This is a genomic window from Stenotrophomonas sp. 57, assembly GCF_030291075.1.
Classification (GTDB): domain Bacteria; phylum Pseudomonadota; class Gammaproteobacteria; order Xanthomonadales; family Xanthomonadaceae; genus Stenotrophomonas.
The window spans coordinates 3,046,340-3,065,281 of the sequence record NZ_CP127407.1 but is presented as its reverse complement, the minus strand read 5'-3'; the positions used below and the strand labels follow the sequence as shown (position 1 = coordinate 3,065,281).

20 protein-coding genes and 1 tRNA gene are annotated in these 18,942 nt (G+C 66.5%); 16 read left to right on the top strand and 5 right to left on the bottom strand.

What is annotated here, in order from left to right; translation table 11 throughout:
- Positions 1 to 58: 58 nt before the first annotated feature.
- Positions 59 to 946: a LysR family transcriptional regulator gene (locus QP512_RS14265; protein ID WP_286069249.1), complete on the bottom strand. Its 888-nt coding sequence runs from the start codon at positions 944 to 946 to the stop codon at positions 59 to 61.
- Positions 947 to 1,042: 96 nt separating this feature from the next.
- On the opposite strand from QP512_RS14265, the gene trpB reads away from it, so the two are divergent.
- The 7 genes from trpB to QP512_RS14230 all read left to right on the top strand — a co-directional run bounded on the left by trpB (position 1,043) and on the right by QP512_RS14230 (position 6,935).
- Positions 1,043 to 2,260 (top strand): tryptophan synthase subunit beta, encoded by a 1,218-nt coding sequence (trpB, locus tag QP512_RS14260; protein WP_286069248.1) that lies wholly within the window; start codon positions 1,043 to 1,045, stop codon positions 2,258 to 2,260.
- Positions 2,257 to 2,943: a hypothetical protein gene (locus tag QP512_RS14255; protein ID WP_286069247.1), complete on the top strand. Its 687-nt coding sequence runs from the start codon at positions 2,257 to 2,259 to the stop codon at positions 2,941 to 2,943. The genes trpB and QP512_RS14255 overlap by 4 nt, the downstream gene beginning before the upstream one ends.
- Position 2,944: 1 nt before the next feature.
- Complete coding sequence (trpA, locus tag QP512_RS14250; protein WP_286069246.1) at positions 2,945 to 3,754, top strand: tryptophan synthase subunit alpha; 810 nt, start codon at positions 2,945 to 2,947, stop codon at positions 3,752 to 3,754.
- A gap of 206 nt (positions 3,755 to 3,960) precedes the next feature.
- Positions 3,961 to 4,836 carry an acetyl-CoA carboxylase, carboxyltransferase subunit beta gene (accD, locus tag QP512_RS14245; RefSeq protein ID WP_019660593.1) on the top strand — a complete coding sequence of 292 codons (876 nt, stop codon included), beginning with the start codon at positions 3,961 to 3,963 and terminating at the stop codon, positions 4,834 to 4,836.
- A complete protein-coding gene (gene glmM, locus QP512_RS14240) occupies positions 4,836 to 6,194 on the top strand; it encodes a phosphoglucosamine mutase (protein WP_286069245.1) in 1,359 nt (452 codons plus the stop codon). Before accD ends, glmM begins: the two co-directional genes overlap by 1 nt.
- Positions 6,195 to 6,452: 258 nt before the next feature.
- Positions 6,453 to 6,764 carry a hypothetical protein gene (locus tag QP512_RS14235; RefSeq protein ID WP_286069244.1) on the top strand — a complete coding sequence of 104 codons (312 nt, stop codon included), beginning with the start codon at positions 6,453 to 6,455 and terminating at the stop codon, positions 6,762 to 6,764.
- Positions 6,765 to 6,785: 21 nt separating this feature from the next.
- The gene (locus QP512_RS14230) at positions 6,786 to 6,935 is read left to right on the top strand and encodes an RcnB family protein (RefSeq protein ID WP_286069243.1); all 150 of its coding nucleotides are present in this window, start codon (positions 6,786 to 6,788) and stop codon (positions 6,933 to 6,935) included.
- A gap of 19 nt (positions 6,936 to 6,954) precedes the next feature.
- Here QP512_RS14230 and galE read toward each other — a convergent pair whose 3' ends face one another.
- The 4 genes from galE to QP512_RS14210 all read right to left on the bottom strand — a co-directional run bounded on the left by galE (position 6,955) and on the right by QP512_RS14210 (position 11,958).
- A complete protein-coding gene (gene galE, locus QP512_RS14225) occupies positions 6,955 to 7,995 on the bottom strand; it encodes a UDP-glucose 4-epimerase GalE (protein ID WP_286069241.1) in 1,041 nt (346 codons plus the stop codon).
- 68 nt (positions 7,996 to 8,063) lie between these two features.
- Positions 8,064 to 8,921, bottom strand: coding sequence for a polysaccharide deacetylase family protein (locus QP512_RS14220; RefSeq protein WP_286069239.1), 858 nt, complete (start codon positions 8,919 to 8,921; stop codon positions 8,064 to 8,066).
- Positions 8,914 to 10,059 carry a glycosyltransferase family 4 protein gene (locus tag QP512_RS14215; RefSeq protein ID WP_286069237.1) on the bottom strand — a complete coding sequence of 382 codons (1,146 nt, stop codon included), beginning with the start codon at positions 10,057 to 10,059 and terminating at the stop codon, positions 8,914 to 8,916. Before QP512_RS14215 ends, QP512_RS14220 begins: the two co-directional genes overlap by 8 nt.
- Positions 10,060 to 10,077: 18 nt before the next feature.
- Positions 10,078 to 11,958, bottom strand: a complete 1,881-nt coding sequence (locus QP512_RS14210; RefSeq protein ID WP_286069235.1) for a DUF3413 domain-containing protein — start codon at positions 11,956 to 11,958, stop codon at positions 10,078 to 10,080.
- A 161-nt stretch (positions 11,959 to 12,119) separates the two neighbouring features.
- Here QP512_RS14210 and QP512_RS14205 point away from each other — a divergent pair, with 161 nt between their 5' ends.
- The 9 genes from QP512_RS14205 (at position 12,120) to nuoE (ending at position 18,942) form a co-directional block, all read left to right on the top strand.
- The gene (locus QP512_RS14205; protein ID WP_286069234.1) at positions 12,120 to 13,097 is read left to right on the top strand and encodes a 2-oxoglutarate and iron-dependent oxygenase domain-containing protein; all 978 of its coding nucleotides are present in this window, start codon (positions 12,120 to 12,122) and stop codon (positions 13,095 to 13,097) included.
- A 759-nt stretch (positions 13,098 to 13,856) separates the two neighbouring features.
- Complete coding sequence (gene tpiA / locus QP512_RS14200; protein ID WP_286069233.1) at positions 13,857 to 14,612, top strand: triose-phosphate isomerase; 756 nt, start codon at positions 13,857 to 13,859, stop codon at positions 14,610 to 14,612.
- A gap of 31 nt (positions 14,613 to 14,643) precedes the next feature.
- Positions 14,644 to 15,081 (top strand): preprotein translocase subunit SecG, encoded by a 438-nt coding sequence (secG, locus tag QP512_RS14195; RefSeq protein ID WP_286069232.1) that lies wholly within the window; start codon positions 14,644 to 14,646, stop codon positions 15,079 to 15,081.
- A 51-nt stretch (positions 15,082 to 15,132) separates the two neighbouring features.
- Positions 15,133 to 15,217: transfer RNA gene (locus tag QP512_RS14190), tRNA-Leu, on the top strand.
- 111 nt (positions 15,218 to 15,328) lie between these two features.
- Positions 15,329 to 15,685, top strand: coding sequence for an NADH-quinone oxidoreductase subunit A (locus QP512_RS14185; RefSeq protein ID WP_005414075.1), 357 nt, complete (start codon positions 15,329 to 15,331; stop codon positions 15,683 to 15,685).
- On the top strand, positions 15,676 to 16,230 hold the full coding sequence (locus tag QP512_RS14180; protein ID WP_005410463.1) for an NADH-quinone oxidoreductase subunit B: 555 nt from the start codon (positions 15,676 to 15,678) through the stop codon (positions 16,228 to 16,230). Before QP512_RS14185 ends, QP512_RS14180 begins: the two co-directional genes overlap by 10 nt.
- A 33-nt stretch (positions 16,231 to 16,263) precedes the next feature.
- Complete coding sequence (locus QP512_RS14175; RefSeq protein ID WP_005410462.1) at positions 16,264 to 17,013, top strand: NADH-quinone oxidoreductase subunit C; 750 nt, start codon at positions 16,264 to 16,266, stop codon at positions 17,011 to 17,013.
- The gene (locus QP512_RS14170; protein WP_286069231.1) at positions 17,010 to 18,317 is read left to right on the top strand and encodes an NADH-quinone oxidoreductase subunit D; all 1,308 of its coding nucleotides are present in this window, start codon (positions 17,010 to 17,012) and stop codon (positions 18,315 to 18,317) included. Before QP512_RS14175 ends, QP512_RS14170 begins: the two co-directional genes overlap by 4 nt.
- A 97-nt stretch (positions 18,318 to 18,414) precedes the next feature.
- Positions 18,415 to 18,942: an NADH-quinone oxidoreductase subunit NuoE gene (gene nuoE / locus QP512_RS14165; protein ID WP_005410460.1), complete on the top strand. Its 528-nt coding sequence runs from the start codon at positions 18,415 to 18,417 to the stop codon at positions 18,940 to 18,942.

Genomic DNA, 18,942 nt, shown 5'->3' with positions numbered 1-18,942 from the left:
GAGGGGATCAAGGCGCAAGTGGCACAAACGACTTGATCCCCCCGTCCCTGCTTCGTTGTCAGCGCAGTTGCTGGCTCGCCCAGTCCGCCAGTGCTTCCACGCGCGGATTGGCCGGGCCATCCGGCCATGCCAGTACCCAGAAGCCGCCGGTGGCGGCAAAGCCCCAGGGGGCGACCAGGCGGCCTGCCGCCAGGTCTTCGGCCACCAGCGGCTCCGGCGCGATCGCCGGACCCAGCCCGGCGACCGCGGCTTCCAGCAGGTAGTACAGATGCTCGAAGGCCGTGCCCAGCTGCAGCTTCGACACGTTCAGCTCGTGCGCCTGTGCCCATGCCGGCCACGCCTGCGGCCGTGAGTGGGTATGCAGCAGTGTCTCCTGCAGCAGTGCTGCAGGCGGTGCATGCCGCAGGCGCCGCGCGGCCGGGTGCGAGGGTGCAACCACCACGCCAACCCGCTCCGGGGCCAGTTCACGTATCTGCCAGCCACGTGGCCACGGCCCCTGCGCAAGCAGCAACACCGCATCCAGTGCGGTCTGCGCCTCGGTGAAACTGCCATCCAGCGCCGACCACTGCAGGCGGACGCCGGGCAGCGCGGTCTGCAGCGCGGGCAGCCGGGGAATCATCCAGCGTGCCAGCACGCTGCCACTGCACCCCAGCACCAGCGCCGGGGAGGCCGCCGGTCGTCGCAACTCGCGCACGCAGTCCTCGATGCCGCTGAAGGCCTCGCTGCAGGCTGCCTGCAGGCGGGTGCCCGCGGCGGTCAGGCGCAGGCCCCGGCCGGCGCGCTGGAACAACGCCAGGCCAAGGTGATCCTCCAGCAGCTTCAGCTGCCGGCTGACTGCACCATGGGTGACATGCAGGTCCTGCGCGGCGCGGCCGACCCCGCCGAGGCGGGCGGCGGCTTCGAACGCACGCAGTGCATTGAGCGGGGGCAGGAGGGATGTGCTCATGTGAGATTTCCTGACGATATACGCCAGATAATATCGATTTTCCGGTCATGACCTGTGCGCTAGAGTATCCACCTGTCTGAACCACCGGTCGTATCCATGTCTGCCTCCCCCATTGCCGACTACCACGTCTTCCCGGATGCCCAGGGCCACTTCGGCCGCTACGGCGGCAGCTTCGTTGCCGAAACCCTGGTCGGCCCGCTGCAGGAACTGGCCCAGGCCTATGACCAGGCCCGCCAGGACCCGGCATTCCAGGCTGCCTACGACCGCGACCTGGCGCACTACGTGGGCCGGCCGAGCCCGATCTACCACGCCCAGCGCCTGAGCGACCATGTCGGCGGCGCGCAGATCCTGCTCAAGCGCGAAGACCTGAACCACACCGGCGCGCACAAGATCAACAACACCATCGGCCAGGCGCTGCTGGCGGCGCGGATGGGCAAGAAGCGCATCATCGCCGAGACCGGCGCCGGGCAGCATGGCGTGGCCAGTGCCACCGTCGCCGCGCGGCTGGGCCTGGAATGCGTGGTGTACATGGGCGCCACCGACATCGAGCGGCAGAAGATCAACGTCTACCGCATGAAGCTGCTCGGTGCGACGGTGGTGCCGGTCACTTCCGGCTCGGCCACCCTGAAGGACGCGCTCAACGAAGCGATGCGCGACTGGGTGACCAACGTGCAGGACACCTTCTACATCATCGGCACCGTGGCCGGCCCGGATCCGTATCCGCGCATGGTGCGTGATTTCAACGCCATCGTCGGCCGCGAAGCGCGCGAGCAGATGCTGGCCGAATACGGCCGCCTGCCGGACGCGATCACCGCCTGCGTGGGCGGCGGCAGCAATGCCATCGGCCTGTTCCATGCCTTCCTCAACGATCGCCAGGTCGAGATCGTCGGTGCCGAAGCGGCCGGCGACGGCATCCATACCGGTCGCCACGCCGCGTCCATCGCTGCTGGCCGCCCGGGCGTGCTGCACGGCAACCGCACTTATGTGCTGTGCGACGACGATGGCCAGATCATCGAAACCCATTCGGTGTCGGCCGGCCTGGATTACCCCGGCGTCGGTCCGGAGCACGCGTTCCTGGCCGACAGTGGCCGCGCCCGCTACCTCGGCATCACCGATGAGGAAGCGCTGCAGGCCTTCCATCTTCTGGCCCACACCGAAGGCATCCTGCCGGCACTGGAATCCAGCCATGCGCTGGCGCAGGCAATCAAGCTGGCGCGCGAGCGGCCGCGCGACCAGATCGTGCTGTGCAACCTGTCCGGCCGTGGCGACAAGGATGTGCATACCATCGCAGCGCGAGAAGGTCTGGAGCTGTGAATCCGATGCTGCGCCGTGGTGGCGCGCTGGTGCTGGTGGTGGGCTTGGGCGGTTGCACACCGCCCGATCCGCCCGTGCTGGCGCCCGCGCCGGCGGCACCGGCGGCCATCGCAGCGGCGCAGCATCCGGCCAGCAATGACGACATGGCCCACCGTCCGATCTACGATGCGCCCGCGCCCGTGGTTGCTGCGGCCGTCGATGCGGGCAGTGCACCGGCCGTCGTTTCGGTGGCGCTGGACCATGCGGGCGATGTGCTGATCGGTCAGCAGTTCGGCGAAGTGCAGGCCGATGGCCAGTGGCATTCGGCCGGCCTGTACGAGGCCACGCAGGGTCGCTGTGAGTATTACGAGCGCGGCACGCTGCCGGAGGGCGTGGCGATGATGGTGCAGGACGGCGACGTGGTGCGCTTTGACCTGGCCCCGATCGATGATTCCGGGCAGGTGGTGGTGCAGCCGGGGCCCTTCGGCCTGCGCCTGGACATGCCGCGTGCCCAGGTGCTGGAACGGCTTCCTCCCGGCGCCACCGCGCAGCCCTATGGCGAAGATCCCGAAGCGGGTGAGAGCCTGCTCTGGCAGGACCCGGGCTCGGACCTGGCGATCCGCGTGGGGATCGTCGATGGCGTTGTATCAAGAATGTACTGGGGCGCCAGCGGCGCCGTTGACCTGATTGAAGGATGTACCTGACATGTCCGTTGAGCGTATCGATGCCTGTTTCGCCCGCCTGCGTGCCACTGGCCGCAAGGCGTTGATCCCTTTCGTCACCGCCGGTGATCCTTCCCTGGAGGCGACTGTGCCGGTGATGCACGCCCTGGTCGAGGCCGGTGCCGATGTGATTGAACTGGGCGTGCCGTTCTCCGACCCGATGGCCGATGGCCCGACCATCCAGCGCAGCTCCGAGCGCGCGCTGGCACGGGGAGCAGGCAGCCGCTACGTGCTGCAGGCAGTGGCGCAGTTCCGCGAGCGCGATACGCAGACGCCGGTGATGCTGATGGGCTATCTCAATCCCGTGGAGATTCATGGCTACGCGGCATTCGCCACGGCGGCGGTGGCGGCGGGCGTGGACGGCGTGCTGCTGGTCGACCTGCCGCCGGAAGAAGCCGGCGAAGCGCAGCAGGCGTTCGATGCGGCCGGCCTGGCGCTGGTGCTGCTGGCCTCGCCCACCACCAGCGAAACGCGCGCCGACAAGCTGCTCGCGCTGGCCCGCGGGTATCTCTATTACGTGAGTTTCGCCGGTGTTACCGGCGCGTCCGAGCGGCTGGACAGTGACGCCGCCAGCGCCCGCCTGCAGGCCCTGCGCGCGCGCGCCTCGGTACCGGTGGTGGCCGGTTTCGGCATCAAGGACGCGGCCAGTGCTGCGGCGATGGCGCGCCAGGCCGATGGCGTGGTGGTCGGCAGCGCACTGGTGGCAGCGCTGGCCGAAGCAACCTCGGCCGACGACGCCGCGCAGCGTGCCGGCGCCTTCCTTGCCCCGCTGCGGCAGGCGCTGGACGCATAATGGCAGCGCCGGGCCATGCCCGGCGGTGCGGCAGGCAGGACATCCGCCGGGCATGCCCGGCGCCACCAGCACCTAAACGTACGTCCCAGCATGGTTTTTTTCCGGCTGCCCCATGGCTGGCAAGGGGGTGCACGGGCAGGGAAAGCGGAGCTAGACTGTCCGCCTTTGCGGCCCCCGGGCCGCCCTGAACGGAAGTGTCCTCCCGCATGAGTTGGCTCAGCAAGTTGATGCCGTCCGGCATCCGCACCGACAACACCCCCAGCAAGAAGCGCAGTGTCCCCGAGGGCCTGTGGGAAAAGTGCAGCAACTGCGGCAGCGCGTTGTACCGTCCGGAGCTGGAAGAAAACCTGGAGGTCTGCCCGAAGTGCGGCCACCACATGGCGATCCGCGCGCGCGCGCGCCTGGCGGCACTGTTCGATGCCGACAGCACCACCGAGATCGGTGCGCGCCTGGGGCCGACCGACCTGCTCAAGTTCAAGGACCAGAAGAAGTACAGCGAGCGCATCAAGATCGCGCAGAAGAACACCGGTGAGTATGACGCGCTGATCGCCATGCGCGGTCTGCTCAAAGGGCGTGCGCTGGTCGCCTCGTCGTTCGATTTCGCCTTCATGGGGGGGTCGATGGGCTCGGTGGTGGGTGAGCGTTTCGCGCTGGCCGCTGAAACCGCAGTGGAGATCGGCGCGCCTTACGTGTGCTTCTCGCAGAGCGGCGGCGCGCGCATGCAGGAAGGCCTGTTCTCGCTGATGCAGATGGCCAAGACCTCGGCCGCGCTGGGCAAGCTGCGTGAAGCCGGCCTGCCGTACATCTCGGTGCTGACCCATCCGACCACCGGTGGCGTGTCGGCGTCGTTCGCGATGCTGGGCGACATCAACATCGCCGAACCGCAGGCACTGATCGGCTTCGCCGGCCCGCGCGTGATCGAGCAGACCGTACGCGAGAAGCTGCCGGAAGGCTTCCAGCGTTCGGAGTTCCTGCTGGAGCACGGCGCCATCGACCAGATCTGCGATCGCCGCGAACTGCGCGACCGCCTGTCCGACCTGCTGGCCATGCTGGGTCGGCAGCCGGCGCCGCAGGTGGCTTGATGGGAGGCCGCAAGTACTTCGGTACGGACGGCATCCGCGGACGGGTCGGCCAGGGGGTGATCTCGGCCGACTTCGTGCTGCGCCTGGGCAATGCCCTGGGCCGCGTGCTGGTCGCCCAACGTGGCCAGGACGGGCGCCGGCCTATCGTGGTGATCGGCAAGGACACCCGCATTTCCGGTTACATGTTCGAGGCGGCGCTGGAGGCGGGCCTGGTCGCGGCCGGTGCCGATGTGCAGCTGCTGGGACCGATGCCGACGCCGGCCGTGGCCTTCCTGACCCGTACGCTGGGCGTGGACGCCGGTATCGTCATCAGTGCCTCGCACAATCCGCATTACGACAACGGCATCAAGTTCTTCTCCGCCCAGGGCGAGAAGCTCGACGATGCCACCGAGCTGGCCCTGGAAGCGGCACTGGACGTTCCGTTCACCACGGCTGAATCGGAAAAGCTGGGCAAGGCATTCCGCGCACGCGAAGCGGTCGGCCGCTACATCGAGTTCTGCAAGGCCAGCGTGCCGCGCACCTTCGACCTGCGTGGCCTGCGCCTGGTACTGGATTGCGCGCACGGTGCCACTTACCAGATCGCGCCGCTGCTGTTCCGCGAACTGGGGGCCGAGGTGATCGGCATCGGTGCCGAGCCCAATGGTGTGAACATCAACGCCGGTGTGGGTTCCACTCATATCGACAACCTGGCGGCGAAGGTCCGCGAGACCCGTGCCGATCTCGGCATCGCCTTCGACGGTGATGGCGATCGCGTGCTGATGGCCGACGACCAGGGCAACCCGGTGGACGGCGATGACCTGCTGTACATCCTCGCCCGTGCGTGGAAGGCCGAAGGCCGCCTGCGTGGCCCGGTGGTCGGCACGCTGATGAGCAACTACGGCATCGAGAAGGCATTTGCCGATCTGCAGATTCCGTTCGTGCGCAGCAATGTTGGAGATCGCTACGTGCACCAGGCGCTGGTCGAAGGCGATGGTGTTCTCGGCGGTGAGGCCTCCGGCCACCTGTTGTGCCTGGACCGGGCCACCACCGGCGATGGCATTGTCAGCGCCCTGCAGGTACTGGTGGCACTGCGCAACAGCGGTCAGACCCTGCGGCAGGCCCTGAAGGGCCTGGTGCGGGTACCGCAGAAAACGGTCAACGTGCGGCTGGGCAATGTCTCGGCCAAGGCCATCGTGCAGGCCGACAGGGTGCAGGCCGCGCTGGCGGCCGCGCAGCAGTCGGTGGCCGGCCGTGGCCGTGCGTTCCTGCGCCCGTCCGGTACCGAGCCGGTGGTGCGCGTTACCGTGGAGGCCGATGACGCCACGCTGATGCAGGAAACGCTGGATCGGCTGTCTGCAGCGGTGCGTGAAGCCGCCTGAGTCGCGGCGGCGGTACAAGCTGAAACATCAACATGGCCGCGTTTGCGGCCATGTTGCTTTCCGGCGGCAGTGGCTGAACGATGCACGACCGGTAAGCATGTTCAGCTGCGGCTGGGCGCTTTGTGACGCATCTTGAACGACCCGCAGCGTATTCCCGGTACCAGGCTCCCTTGCAATCACGCAGGTCTTGCGCGGGCGGGGAGCCGGTCGGAGCGGACCGCGCTCCATCCTTCTTCTTCTGTTGCAAGGACCCTGACCATGAACACCTCACTGTGCCACAGCCGCCGCCTGCTGGCAGGGGCGCTGCTGGTGATGCCGTTGCTGGGTGGCATCTCCATCGCCAGTGCCGAGCGCCGCCCTGACGGCGGGCCGCACATGTCCGCACCGCGCGAAGAACCGATGCGGGCGCCCTGGGGCTACCCGCGGATGGAACGCCCCCGTGAACTGGGCAATGCGCGGCCCGCGTTCCGCGACGACTACCGACACAACTTCCGCGCCGACCATGCCTTCCGCATCGGGCCCTATCATCCGCCGATGGGCTATGCCTACCAGCGTTGGCACTACGGCTAGATCCTGCCGCGCCCGTACTGGGTGGGGGACTACATCCTCAACGACTTCTGGCTGTTCGGCCTGGACATGCCGCCGATGGGCTACGAATGGGTGCGCTATGGCCCGGATGCGCTGCTGATCAGCACCGGAAATGGTGAGATCGTGCAGGTGGTGTACGGGCGCTTCTTCTGACCAGTGGCACCTGCCCGCATCAGCGCGCGGGCAGGTACGTTGGCACTGTACCTTGCGTGGCCTGTGCCATCGCCCGTTGCCACTTCCAGGTGTCCCGGCACATGTCGGTGAGATCGTGGCGGGCCTTCCAGCCCAGCTCGCGCAGGGCCAGCGTTGCATCGGCGTAGCTCACGGCGATGTCGCCGCTGCGGCGCGGGACGATGCGGAACGGAACACGGACACCGGTCGTCCGCTCGAAGGCCTGGATCAGTTCCAGCACGCTGTGGCCCTGGCCGGTGCCGAGGTTGAGCGTGATGCTGCGCCGCTGGTCGCGAAGGAACTGCAGGGCCAGCACGTGGGCGCTGGCGACGTCCTGCACATGGATGTAGTCGCGCACGCCGGTGCCGTCATGGGTCGGATAGTCATCCCCGAAGACCTGCACTTCCGGCAGCAGGCCGGCCGCGACCTGCGCGATATAGGGCATCAGGTTGCTTGGCGTGCCATGTGGCAGCTCGCCGATGAGCGCGCTGGCGTGGGCGCCGACAGGGTTGAAGTAGCGCAGCGTCGCTATGTGCAGGCCCTGGCCCGTTGCCGCCAGGTCGGCGAGCAGCTGCTCGACCACCAGCTTGGTGCGCCCATAGGGCGTCATCGCGCAGGTCGAGGCAGTCTCGGCCACCGGGCAGCGGTCCTGGTTGCCGTATACCGTTGCCGAAGAGCTGAACACCAGCAACGGCACGCCTGCATCCTGCATGGCACCGAGCAGGGCAATCGAGCCGCTGATGTTGCTGTCGAAGTACTGCAGTGGAATCTGCTGGGATTCACCGACGGACTTGAGCGCCGCGAAATGCAGGACGGCATCGATCGCGTGCGCCTGCATCAGGGCGGCCATGCGCGCCCGATCACGGATGTCGAGCTGCACGAAGGTCGGCGCCGTACCGGTGATCCTGCCAATGCGCTCGATGACGCCTACATCGCTGTTGCACAGCGAATCGACGATCACCACGCTGTGCCCCTGCTGCTGAAGTTCGACGCACGCATGCGAGCCGATATAGCCAGCACCGCCGGTCACCAGGACGTTCATTGCCTTCACTGTTCCTTGGAATCCATTCGTAAACCGGATGCTGCCGCTGCAGGGAGGGAGGTAACCATCTACGGGCCCGGCACCATCTTCTTCTGACGCGCCTTGAAGCCGTTGAAGATCGGTGCGATCAGCGGGTTGTAGCTCCACGCGATGCGCTTGCGCAGCCAGCTGGCCGGGCGGTTGCGGATTGCGAAGCGATAGATGCGCTCAGGATCGCCACCGACCACGTTGCGGCCGAACGGGTGGGTGGTGTGCAGGTAGCGGAAGCCTTGTTCGCGTGCCACTTCGATGTAGTCATCGTCGAAGTCGCCATAGGGCCAGCACAGCGTATCGGAGACTTCGCCGAGCTTTTCCAGCAGCGTCTGCTTCGCCATGGCCAGATCGCCGCTGATGCCTTCGCGGCGCTGTGCACGGTCCAGGTCATCGCGCTTGAGCCAGCGGGTGTGGCTGTGGGTGTGGCAGTGGACCTCGAACGTGCCGGCTTCGATCGCCGCACGCGCTTCGCTCCAGCGCATCATCACCTCATCGCTGCGGCCCTGCTTGTAGATCAGGTCTTCGCAGGCGCGATGTTCCGGCGTGACCGGCAGCTCGGCGCCCGCAATGCCTGCATGCGGACGGATCGGGCCTTCGTGCATCCAGCCGGTGACCACGAACACCACCGCATGCATGCCGTACTTCTGCAGGATCGGATGGGCATAGACCCAGTTGTCCAGATAGCCATCATCGAAGGTGATCACGATCGACTTGCGCGGTACCGGCTTGCCGGCCAGGAAGCCGGCGTACTGGTCCAGCGTCAGCGAGGTCCAGCCGGTGCGTGCGAGCCAGGCGATCTGGCTCTCGAAGTTTTCCGGGGATACGGTGATCATGCCCGGCGAGTTGCTGACATGGTGGTGCATCAGCACCGGTACGGTTCTGGCATTAGCCATGACCCAGCTCCTTCAACCATTGGAGGTAATAATTTTCGGTGGCCTCTCCGTGGCCGCTCGCGTTGAACCGCGGGCTGCTGCGGATCCAGTCCCAACCGGCGCGGCCCATCTGCCGGCGGCGCTCCGGATCATCCACCAGCAGCCGCAATGCGCCGGTGAGTGCCGCGTCGTCGCCCAGCCGGGTGAGGATGGCATTGCTGCCTTCCACCACCATTTCAGGCACGCCGCCAACATGATGCGAGACGATCGGCAGTGCCGCTTGGGCGGCCTCGAGGAACACGGTGCCCGAGGCTTCCTTGTGGGTGGCCAGCGCGAAGATATCGAAGCCGGCCATCAGTCGGTGGGCATCGCTGCGGAAGCCGAGCAGATGAACCTGCGTGTCCAGGCCGAGCTCGCTGCGCAGCGCCTGCAGGCGACCCATGACCGGTTCGCCGTCACCCACCACGGCCAGGTGAAGGTCGGGGTTGGCCTTGCACAGGGGCGCAATGGCGCGCAGCAGCTCGGCATGGCCCTTGGGCTCGCGCAGCACGGCCACGCAGCCGACCACGATGTCGCGCTCGGCGAAACCCAGCTCGCCGCGGACCTGTGCGCGGGTGTCCTGCAGGTTCTTCCAGGGATCGCCCTGCTCGGGGGTGTCCCAGCGCGGGGGCGTCGCCATCGGCGGTACGATGCCGATGCGCTCGGCGGCGATGCCACGGTCGACCAGCAGCCGCTTGACGAAGTCGCTGACGGTGATGATCCGGTGCGGCAGGCCGGTATAGGTCAGCAGCGAGTTGACCGGGCTCATCAGGTGGCGCGAGCGCACCACCAGCGGTGTGCCGCCCAGGCGCGCGCCGGCTGCGGCGATCATCGTGTCGCGGCGGCTTGTGGTGTTGACCACGTCGTAGCGCTCGCGCCGCACCAGGCGCGATACCGACCCGATGCCGCGCAGCAGCCGCGCCAGACCGCCCATGCGCAGGGTATGCACGGTGAAGCCGTCATCGCGTGCAAGCTGGGCAAGCCGGGCGTCGGGCTGGCACAGCAGGGACACCTGGTGCCCACGCGCACGCATCACCTGCATGTGGCGGAAGATGTAGATCTCCTGGCCGCCCATTCCTTTGGCGGCTTCGGTATGCAGGATACGCAGCGGGCGATTCATGGAAACCATCCTTTGTGGTCAGCGGTTGCGGAAGCGGGTCAGCGCTTCCCAGGCGGTACGGACGGCCGCGGCATCCGGGGCCTGTTGCGGGAGAGGGCGGTACTGCAGATCCAGCGCGGTGGCGTTGCCGAACTTGTCGAATACGTAGATGGCATCGCCATGGCGCACGGCGCGTTGCGACCAGCTTTCCACCACCAGCGCACGTTCGCCGGCGGCTTCGGCCAGCAGATCCTGTCCCGTGCTGAAGTCGGTCAGCGCGTTCTCGCAGCCCAGTGCATGACGCATCAGGGTTGGCACCCAGTCCTCGTGCGAACTGGTGCGGGCCTCGTGGCCGCTGCCCTGGCCCGGCCAGTGCAGTACGAACGGCACCTGCAGCTGGTAGTCGGAGAAATTGCCGTTGTGGCCCCAGTAGTTCAGCTTCAGGTCGTTGAACTCCTCGGCATGGTCGCCGGTAACCAGCACGATGGTGTCCTGGTCCAGGCCCTGCGCGCGGAGGTCGTCCAGCAGGGTCCCGACCAGACTGTCGGCGTAATGCACGGCGGTCCGGTAGCGGTTCAGTTCCGGAGTCGGGTCGTGGTCCGGGCCGAAGCTGAGGAAGTCGATGTCCTGCGCCATCGGGGTTGCCAGCGGCGGGTAGCCGGCCGGCATGTGATAGGGCGCATGGGTGGAATCGAGGAACACGAAGCCGAACCACGGGGTGTGCGTCGCCTGGCTGGCACGGATGTCCTTGCGCAGCGAGGCGACGATGCTGCTGTCGCGTCCTTCCGAGCCCAGTTGCGAGGGCCCTTGGTGCAGCTGCTCGCGCACGTCGGCGAACACGGTGCGGTCGAATTCCGGGCTGTACAGCGGCGCACTGCCATACAGATGCAGGTCGTACCCCTGCTGGCCCAGCACCTTGAACAGCTGCGAGCCGCGCTGCTCGTCAAGCATGCTTGGCCAGTAGCCGCCCGGCAGGCCGTAGAGCAGGCCGAACAGGCCATAGCGGGTGGCGTTGCCGGTGCTGAAATGCCGGTCGTACACGCGCGCGGACGCGGCCAGCGCCGAGGTGTTCGGCATGATCTGTGGGGTGAGGGCGTCGTGGCGCAGCGATTCCAGCACCACCATCAGCACGTTCGGGCGGTGCGGATTCTGGCAGCGCAGCGGCTGCAGCGGATACAGCAGCTGCGCATGCCGCGGATCCGGCAGGCCGACCTGTTGTTCACTGACCACGCCCAGCCTGCGCATGAAGCTCTTGGCGGTGATCGGCTGGGCCCAGGGCAGGTAGTTCCACTGGGCAATCACGTCACGATCGCCGCGGGCATCGTAATAGGCAGTGGCCACCTGGCCGCCGGCCATCAGCAGCACGACCAGCGTCCACCCCTGCAGGACGCGCCGCCGACGTGGCGCGGCGGGCAGCAGTTTCCAGCAGGCCCAGGCCAGGATGCCCTCGGCGGTGAAGATGGCCGCCACCAGCAGGCCGACCTGCACCCAGGTCTTCCACGACAACGCCACCTGGTCCTGCAGGGCGCCGCCGAACACCATGTTCACGACCATGGCGTTGAGGTGGAAGCGGTACAGGGTGAACACCTTGGCATCGACCAGCAGCAGGCACAGCCACAGGCCCTGCAGCAGCACCGCACTGATGCTGAGCGTACGCGCGCTGCGCGGCCACAGGCCCAGCAGCAGGGGCAGCACGCCGGCCAGCGCGCCGAAGGCGAGCAGGTGGCCGGGCAGGGCGACCGCCAGGTAGGCCAGGCCCTGGCCGCCGCCCGGGTTGTCGCGCAGCGGCACGTTGCCCAGGGTGATCATCGCCGCCAGTACGGCATTGCCCAGTACGAACAGGGACCACCACGCCAGCCGGCGCCAGCGACGGGCGCGGCCTGCGAGGGACGTGGCGGCGGCATCTGGAACGATGGGCATGGAAGTGCAGGTCGGCAGGCGGTCAGGAGGCGCGGAGGGGGCCTGCGGCGAAACGTGATGGAATCGTTAAGTTGCCACAGGTCGCGCATTGTATCGGTTTGTTTCCAGGTATCGAGTAGCGTCCGCCGGGCGATCTGTCACAATGTTCATGCGGGCCATGAATGCGCTGGCCCTCCAGACCCAATGACAAGCCAGGAACCGCTGTGAGCCAGATCCCCACCCTCGACATCACCCGTTTCGACAGCGACCGCGAGGCCTTCGTGGCCGAGCTGGGCGCGGCCTATCGCCAATGGGGATTCGCGGGCATCCGCAACCACGGCATCCCGCAGGCCGACATCGATGCGGCCTACGATGCCTTCAAGGCCTTCTTCGCCCTGCCGGAAGAGGTCAAGCGCAAGTACCACGTGGCCGGCAGCGGCGGCGCCCGCGGCTACACCCCGTTCGGCGTGGAAACCGCCAAGGGCTCCAAGCACTTCGACCTGAAGGAGTTCTGGCACATCGGGCGTGAAATCGCCGACGACTCCAAGTACCGCGACGTGATGGCGCCGAACCTGTGGCCGACCGAGGTCGAGGGCTTCCGTGAGCGCGGCTACGGCCTGTACCAGGCGCTGGACAACCTGGGTTCGCGCGTGCTGTCGGCGCTGGCCCTGCACATCGGCCTGCCGGAAGACTTCTTCGCCGACAAGACCAACTTCGGCAACTCGATCCTGCGCCCGATCCACTACCCGCCGATCACCACCGACGACATCCCGAACGTGCGTGCCGGCGCCCATGGCGACATCAACTTCATCACCCTGCTGGTCGGCGCCAGTGCCGCGGGCCTGGAAGTGCAGTCGCACGAGGGCGAGTGGGTGCCGTTTACGTCAGACGCGGACACGATCGTGGTCAACATCGGCGACATGCTGCAGCGCCTGACCAACCATGTGTACCCATCGACCATCCACCGCGTGGTCAACCCCCCGGGCGACCTGGCGCGCCAGCCGCGTTACTCGGTGCCGTTCTTCCTGCACCCGAACCCGGACTTCCTGATCGACGTGCTGCCGTCGTGCATCACCGCCGAGAACCCGAGCCGGTACCCGGAGCCGATCACCGCCCACGGCTTCCTCGAGGAACGCCTGCGCGAGATCAAGCTGAAGTAATGAGTGAGAAGGCCGCCGAAAGGCGGCCTTTTTCTTTGCAGGGTTGCACCCTGCACCCGCCGAGGCCAAAGCCAAAGCCAAAGCCAAAGCGGCTCTGGGGTGTTCCGTGGGGAGGCGGGGAGGTGTCGGATGGCGGGGACGCCGTAAACCCCGCTCCGCGGTCCGGCCCAGCCGCTGGCGGCTGCGCGTTCGGGCGCTTGCGAAGCAGTGCTTCGCAAGCAAAGCGCCCTCACCCCTGGGGGCTCGATGGCGCCATCCATGGCGCCAACGGTCCTGCCAACCCACACCGCCCCGCCTTCGGCAGTCTCCCGGTGACGGTTGGTAGGTGTCGACCTTGGTCGACACTGTAGATCCACGCCATGCGTGGATGAGATCTGTCAGATCGAAGTGGGGTAGGGGGCTGGTCCAACCCGACAGCCACCCGGAATACCGCTTTTGCTCTTGCTCTTCTTTTTTCTTTCCGTGGCGGGCGGAACCGCCTGGATGTGTCAGAGGCCGGGCGGGTGGGGATGACGGGGGTGTCCGCGGCATGGATGCCGCGGCCAAGCCCCCACGGACGGGTTTACGGCGTCCCCCGCCATCCCCACCCGCCCGGCCAAGCCCCAGATCTAGCCGGGCTCTCCGCGACCAACCCAACCCCACCCCCGCCACGAGGGGCTGCGCCGTTGGCTGAAAATCCATGTAACCGCTTACACGGAAACGGATTTTTGCCGTAACGGGTATCATGACCGGCTGACTTCACACAGGAGCCACCCGCTCATGCGCCGCAAGATCGTCGCCGGAAACTGGAAGCTGCATGGCAGCCGTCAATTCGCCAATGAACTGCTGGGGCAGGTGGCCGCCGGGCTGCCGCTGGACGGGGTGGACGTGGTGATCCTGCCGCCGCTGCCGTACCTGGGCGAGCTGGTCGAGGACTTTGGTGACACCGGCCTGGTGTTCGGTGCCCAGGACGTCAGCAGCAACGAGAAGGGCGCCTATACCGGTGAGGTCTGCGCCGCGATGCTGCACGAGGTCGGTGCCCGCTACGGCCTGGTCGGCCACTCCGAGCGCCGCCAGTACCACCATGAAAGCAGCGAGCTGGTCGCGCGCAAGTTCGCCGCGGCCCTGCATGCCGGCCTGGTGCCGGTACTGTGCGTGGGCGAGACTCTGGAGCAGCGCGAGGCCGGGCAGACCGAGGCGGTCATCGCCGGCCAGCTGGCCCCGGTGCTGGCCCTGGTCGGGGGCGAGGGCTTCGCCAATGCCGTGGTTGCCTACGAGCCGGTCTGGGCCATCGGTACCGGCAAGACCGCCAGCAAGGAGCAGGCGCAGCAGGTGCACGCGTTCATCCGTGGCGAAGTCGCGCGTATCGATGCTAGAATCGCTGATTCACTGCCCATTGTTTACGGCGGTAGCGTGAAGCCCGACAATGCCGGGGAACTGTTCGCGCAGCCGGATGTCGATGGTGGGCTGGTCGGCGGCGCCTCCCTGGTGGCCGCGGACTTCCTGGCCATCGCAAGGGCGGCGGCCGCGAACTAATCCTAGAAGTATTGTCCGAGGGCGGTTTCCAATGCTGATGTTGATCCTCAATGTCGTCTACGTGCTGGTCGCTGTGGCCATGATCGCGCTGATCCTGATGCAGCGTGGCTCGGGTGCGGCGGCGGGTTCGGGCTTTGGCGCCGGTGCCTCGGGCACGGTGTTCGGTGCGCGCGGCGCCTCGAACTTCCTGTCCAAGTCGACCAAGTGGCTGGCGGTCGTGTTCTTCGGCATCAGCCTCTTCATGGCCTGGTATGCCGGTCACGGCACCCGCCCGGCGGCCGACCAGGATCTGGGTCTGATGTCCGCTCCAGCGGCGTCCGCCCCGGCGGCTCCGGCGGGTGAACTGCCGGCCGTTCCGAAGGCCGATGCGGTCCCGGTCGCCCCGGTTCCGGCCGCCAATGTGCCGGCTCAGGCGGAATCTTCGGTTTCTGGTGAAGAAAAGCCTTCGGAAGGCTCCCAGAAACACTGAAGCCGGTTACAATACGCGGCGCATCGGGAAGATAGTCTGATGTGATCGTTTGCCCAGGTGGCGGAATTGGTAGACGCACTACCTTGAGGTGGTAGCGACTTAGGTCGTAGGGGTTCGAGTCCCCTCTTGGGCACCATTTGTAAGTAAAGCGGGTTCGCCTGGCGCGCAAGGCGCCGGGTAGATTCCCGTCCACTCCCCCATGCCAAAGCGCCTGCAGGCGCAGCGGCAGAGGCAAGAGAGAATCGCTGTGCTGGCCGAATATTTGCCGTCTCTGCTGTTTCTGATCGTTGCCACCGGTATCGGCATTACGCTGATGCTGGTTGGTCGATTCCTCGGTCCCCGCCGCCCCGATCTGGAAAAGCTGTCGCCGTATGAGTGCGGCTTCGAAGCCTTCGAAGACGCGCGCATGAAGTTCGACGTGCGCTACTACCTGATCGCGATCCAGTTCATCGTCTTCGACCTGGAAATCATCTTCATCGTGCCGTGGACCCAGGTCTTCATGGAACTGGGCGCCCGTTCGCTCGTCACCATGGGCCTGTTCGTCGGCATGCTGTTCCTCGGTTTCATTTACGTCTGGAAGAAGGGAGCGCTGGAATGGGAGTGATTCAGACTCTCGATGGCCTCATGAACAACCCCACGCCGGAAGGCCGGGTTGATGACATCCTGCGGCCGGAGGGCGACAACCCGCTGCTGGAAAAGGGCTTCGTCACCACCAGCGTCGACGCACTGCTGAACTGGGCGCGCACCGGCTCGATGTGGCCGATGACCTTCGGCCTGGCCTGCTGCGCGGTCGAGATGATGCACGCCGGCGCCGCGCGCCTGGACCTTGACCGCTACGGCGTGGTGTTCCGCCCGTCGCCGCGTCAGTCCGACGTGATGATCGTGGCCGGTACCCTGGTCAACAAGATGGCCCCGGCGCTGCGCAAGGTCTACGACCAGATGCCGGACCCGAAGTGGGTCATCTCGATGGGCAGCTGCGCCAACGGTGGCGGCTACTACCATTACTCCTATTCTGTCGTGCGCGGCTGTGATCGCGTGGTACCGGTGGACGTCTACGTCCCGGGCTGCCCGCCGACCGCCGAGGCGCTGGTGTACGGGATCCTGCAGCTGCAGAAGAAGATCTGGCGTACACAGACCATCGCCCGCTGACCCTTCCACACTACAAGAGCGCGCCAAGCCCCCATGGCAGAGCAAGCATCCTTCATCGACCGACTCTCCGCACGTTTCGCTGGTGCGAAGGTCATCGTGGTCGAACCCCGCGGCGAAGTGACGCTGGAGGTGCCTGCCGCCGAGTGGCATGCCACCGCGCTGGCGCTGCGTGACGAGTTTGGTTTCGAGCAGGCCGTGGATCTCTGCGGCGTCGACTACCTTGGCTATGGCTCCGACGAATGGGACACCGCCGACGTGTCCTCGCAGGGTTTCAGCCGCGGTGTCGAAGGCAAGGCCCAGGGTCGTTTCGCGTGGGGCGAGTTCCCCACCGAGGAAAACGGTGCCGATGGTGCCCGCCCGCAGCACATGCCGACCCAGCGTTTCGCCGTGGTCGCCCAGCTGCGTTCGTACCAGCACAACCTGATGATGCACCTGCGCTGCTTCGCCCCTGACGAAGCACTGCCGGTGGTGTCCTCGCTGACCGGCATCTGGCCGGGCCTGAACTGGTTCGAGCGCGAAGCGTTCGACCTGTATGGCGTGATCTTCGAAGGCCACCCGGACCTGCGCCGGATCCTGACCGACTACGGTTTCGTCGGCCATCCGTTCCGCAAGGACTTCCCGCTGATCGGCAATGTCGAAGTCCGCTACGACGAAGAAAAGAAGCGCGTGATCTACGAACCGGTCACCTCGGTGGAGCCGCGTGTCGGCGTGCCGCGCGTGATCCGTGACGACGCCCGTCTGCAGACCGCAGAAGGCGAGCGCGCGCAGGAGGCAGTGAAGTGAGCGAGTTCCACCAGGCCCGCGAAGCGTTCGCGAGCAATCCGGCCGAAGCACGGCAGGAAATCCGCAACTACACCATGAACTTCGGCCCGCAGCATCCGGCCGCGCACGGCGTGCTGCGCCTGATCCTGGAAATGGACGGCGAAACCATCATGCGCGCCGACCCGCACGTGGGTCTGCTGCACCGTGGTACCGAGAAGCTGGCCGAGTCCAAGCCGTTCAACCAGTCGATCGGCTACATGGATCGCCTGGACTACGTGTCGATGATGTGCAACGAGCACGCCTACGTGCGCGCGATCGAGACCCTGATGGGCATCGAGGCGCCGGAGCGTGCGCAGTACATCCGCACCATGTACGACGAAATCACCCGTATCCTCAACCACCTGATGTGGCTGGGCTCCAACGCCCTCGACCTGGGTGCGATGGCGGTGATGCTGTACGCCTTCCGCGAGCGCGAAGAGCTGATGGACTGCTATGAAGCGGTCTCCGGCGCGCGCATGCACGCGGCGTACTACCGTCCGGGCGGTGTCTACCGCGACCTGCCGGACCACATGCCGAAGTACAAGGAATCGCGCTGGCACAAGGGCAAGGCGCTGAAGCAGCTCAATGCTTCGCGCGAAGGTTCGCTGCTGGACTTCCTGGAAAACTTCACCGTCGAGTTCCCCAAGCGCATCGACGAATACGAAACCCTGCTGACCGACAACCGCATCTGGAAGCAGCGTACCGTCGGCATCGGCGTGGTCACTCCGGAACTGGCTCACCAGTGGGGCATGACCGGCGTGATGCTGCGCGGCTCGGGCGTTGCCTGGGACCTGCGCAAGAAGCGTCCGTACGCCAAGTACGATGCCGTCGATTTCGACATCCCGCTGGGCAAGGAAGGCGACTGCTACGACCGTTACCTGGTCCGCGTTGCCGAAATGCGCGAATCCAACCGCATCATCAAGCAGTGCGTGGCGTGGCTGAAGGCCAACCCGGGCCCGGTGATGGTGAAGAACTTCAAGGTCGCTCCGCCCAGGCGCGAGGACATGAAGGACGACATGGAAGCGCTGATCCACCACTTCAAGCTGTTCAGCGAAGGCTACTGCGTGCCGGCCGGCGAGACCTACTCGGCGGTGGAAGCCCCGAAGGGCGAGTTCGGCTGCTACCTGGTCTCCGATGGCGCCAACAAGCCCTTCCGCGTGCACCTGCGCGCACCGGGCTTCGCCCACCTGTCCTCGATCGATTCGATCGTGCGCGGCCACATGCTGGCCGACGTGGTGGCGATGATCGGTACCTACGACCTGGTGTTCGGCGAGGTTGACCGGTAATGCCGTCCGCCACGCCAACGCCCGCTGCAGGCAGCCGGCGCAAGCCGGCGCCGCAGTTTCTGGAATTTCACGTTATGCATTTCGCTGAGGTCGGCCGATGAAGGCGACAGGTAATTTCGAGGCGGCGCGCGACGTCGACCCGATGGTGGTGCTGAGCGACAAGACCCGCGCTCACATCGATCACTGGCTGTCCAAGTTCCCGCCGGACCGCAAGCGCTCTGCCGTGCTGCAGGGCCTGCATGCGGCCCAGGAGCAGAACCAGGGCTGGCTGACCGACGAACTGATCGCCGGCGTGGCCAAGTACCTGGACCTGCCGCCGGTGTGGGCCTACGAGGTGGCCAGCTTCTACTCGATGTTCGAGACCGAGAAGGTGGGTCGCAACAACGTGGCCATCTGCACCAACATCAGCTGCTGGCTCAATGGCGCGGAGGACATCGTGCGCCATTGCGAGAAGAAGCTGGGCATCAAGCACGGTGAATCGACCCCGGACGGCCGCGTCTACCTCAAGCGCGAGGAAGAGTGCCTGGCCGGCTGCGGTGGCGCGCCGATGATGGTCATCAACGGTCACTACCATGAGCGTCTGACCCTGGAAAAGGTCGACGAGCTGCTGGACGGGCTGGAGTAA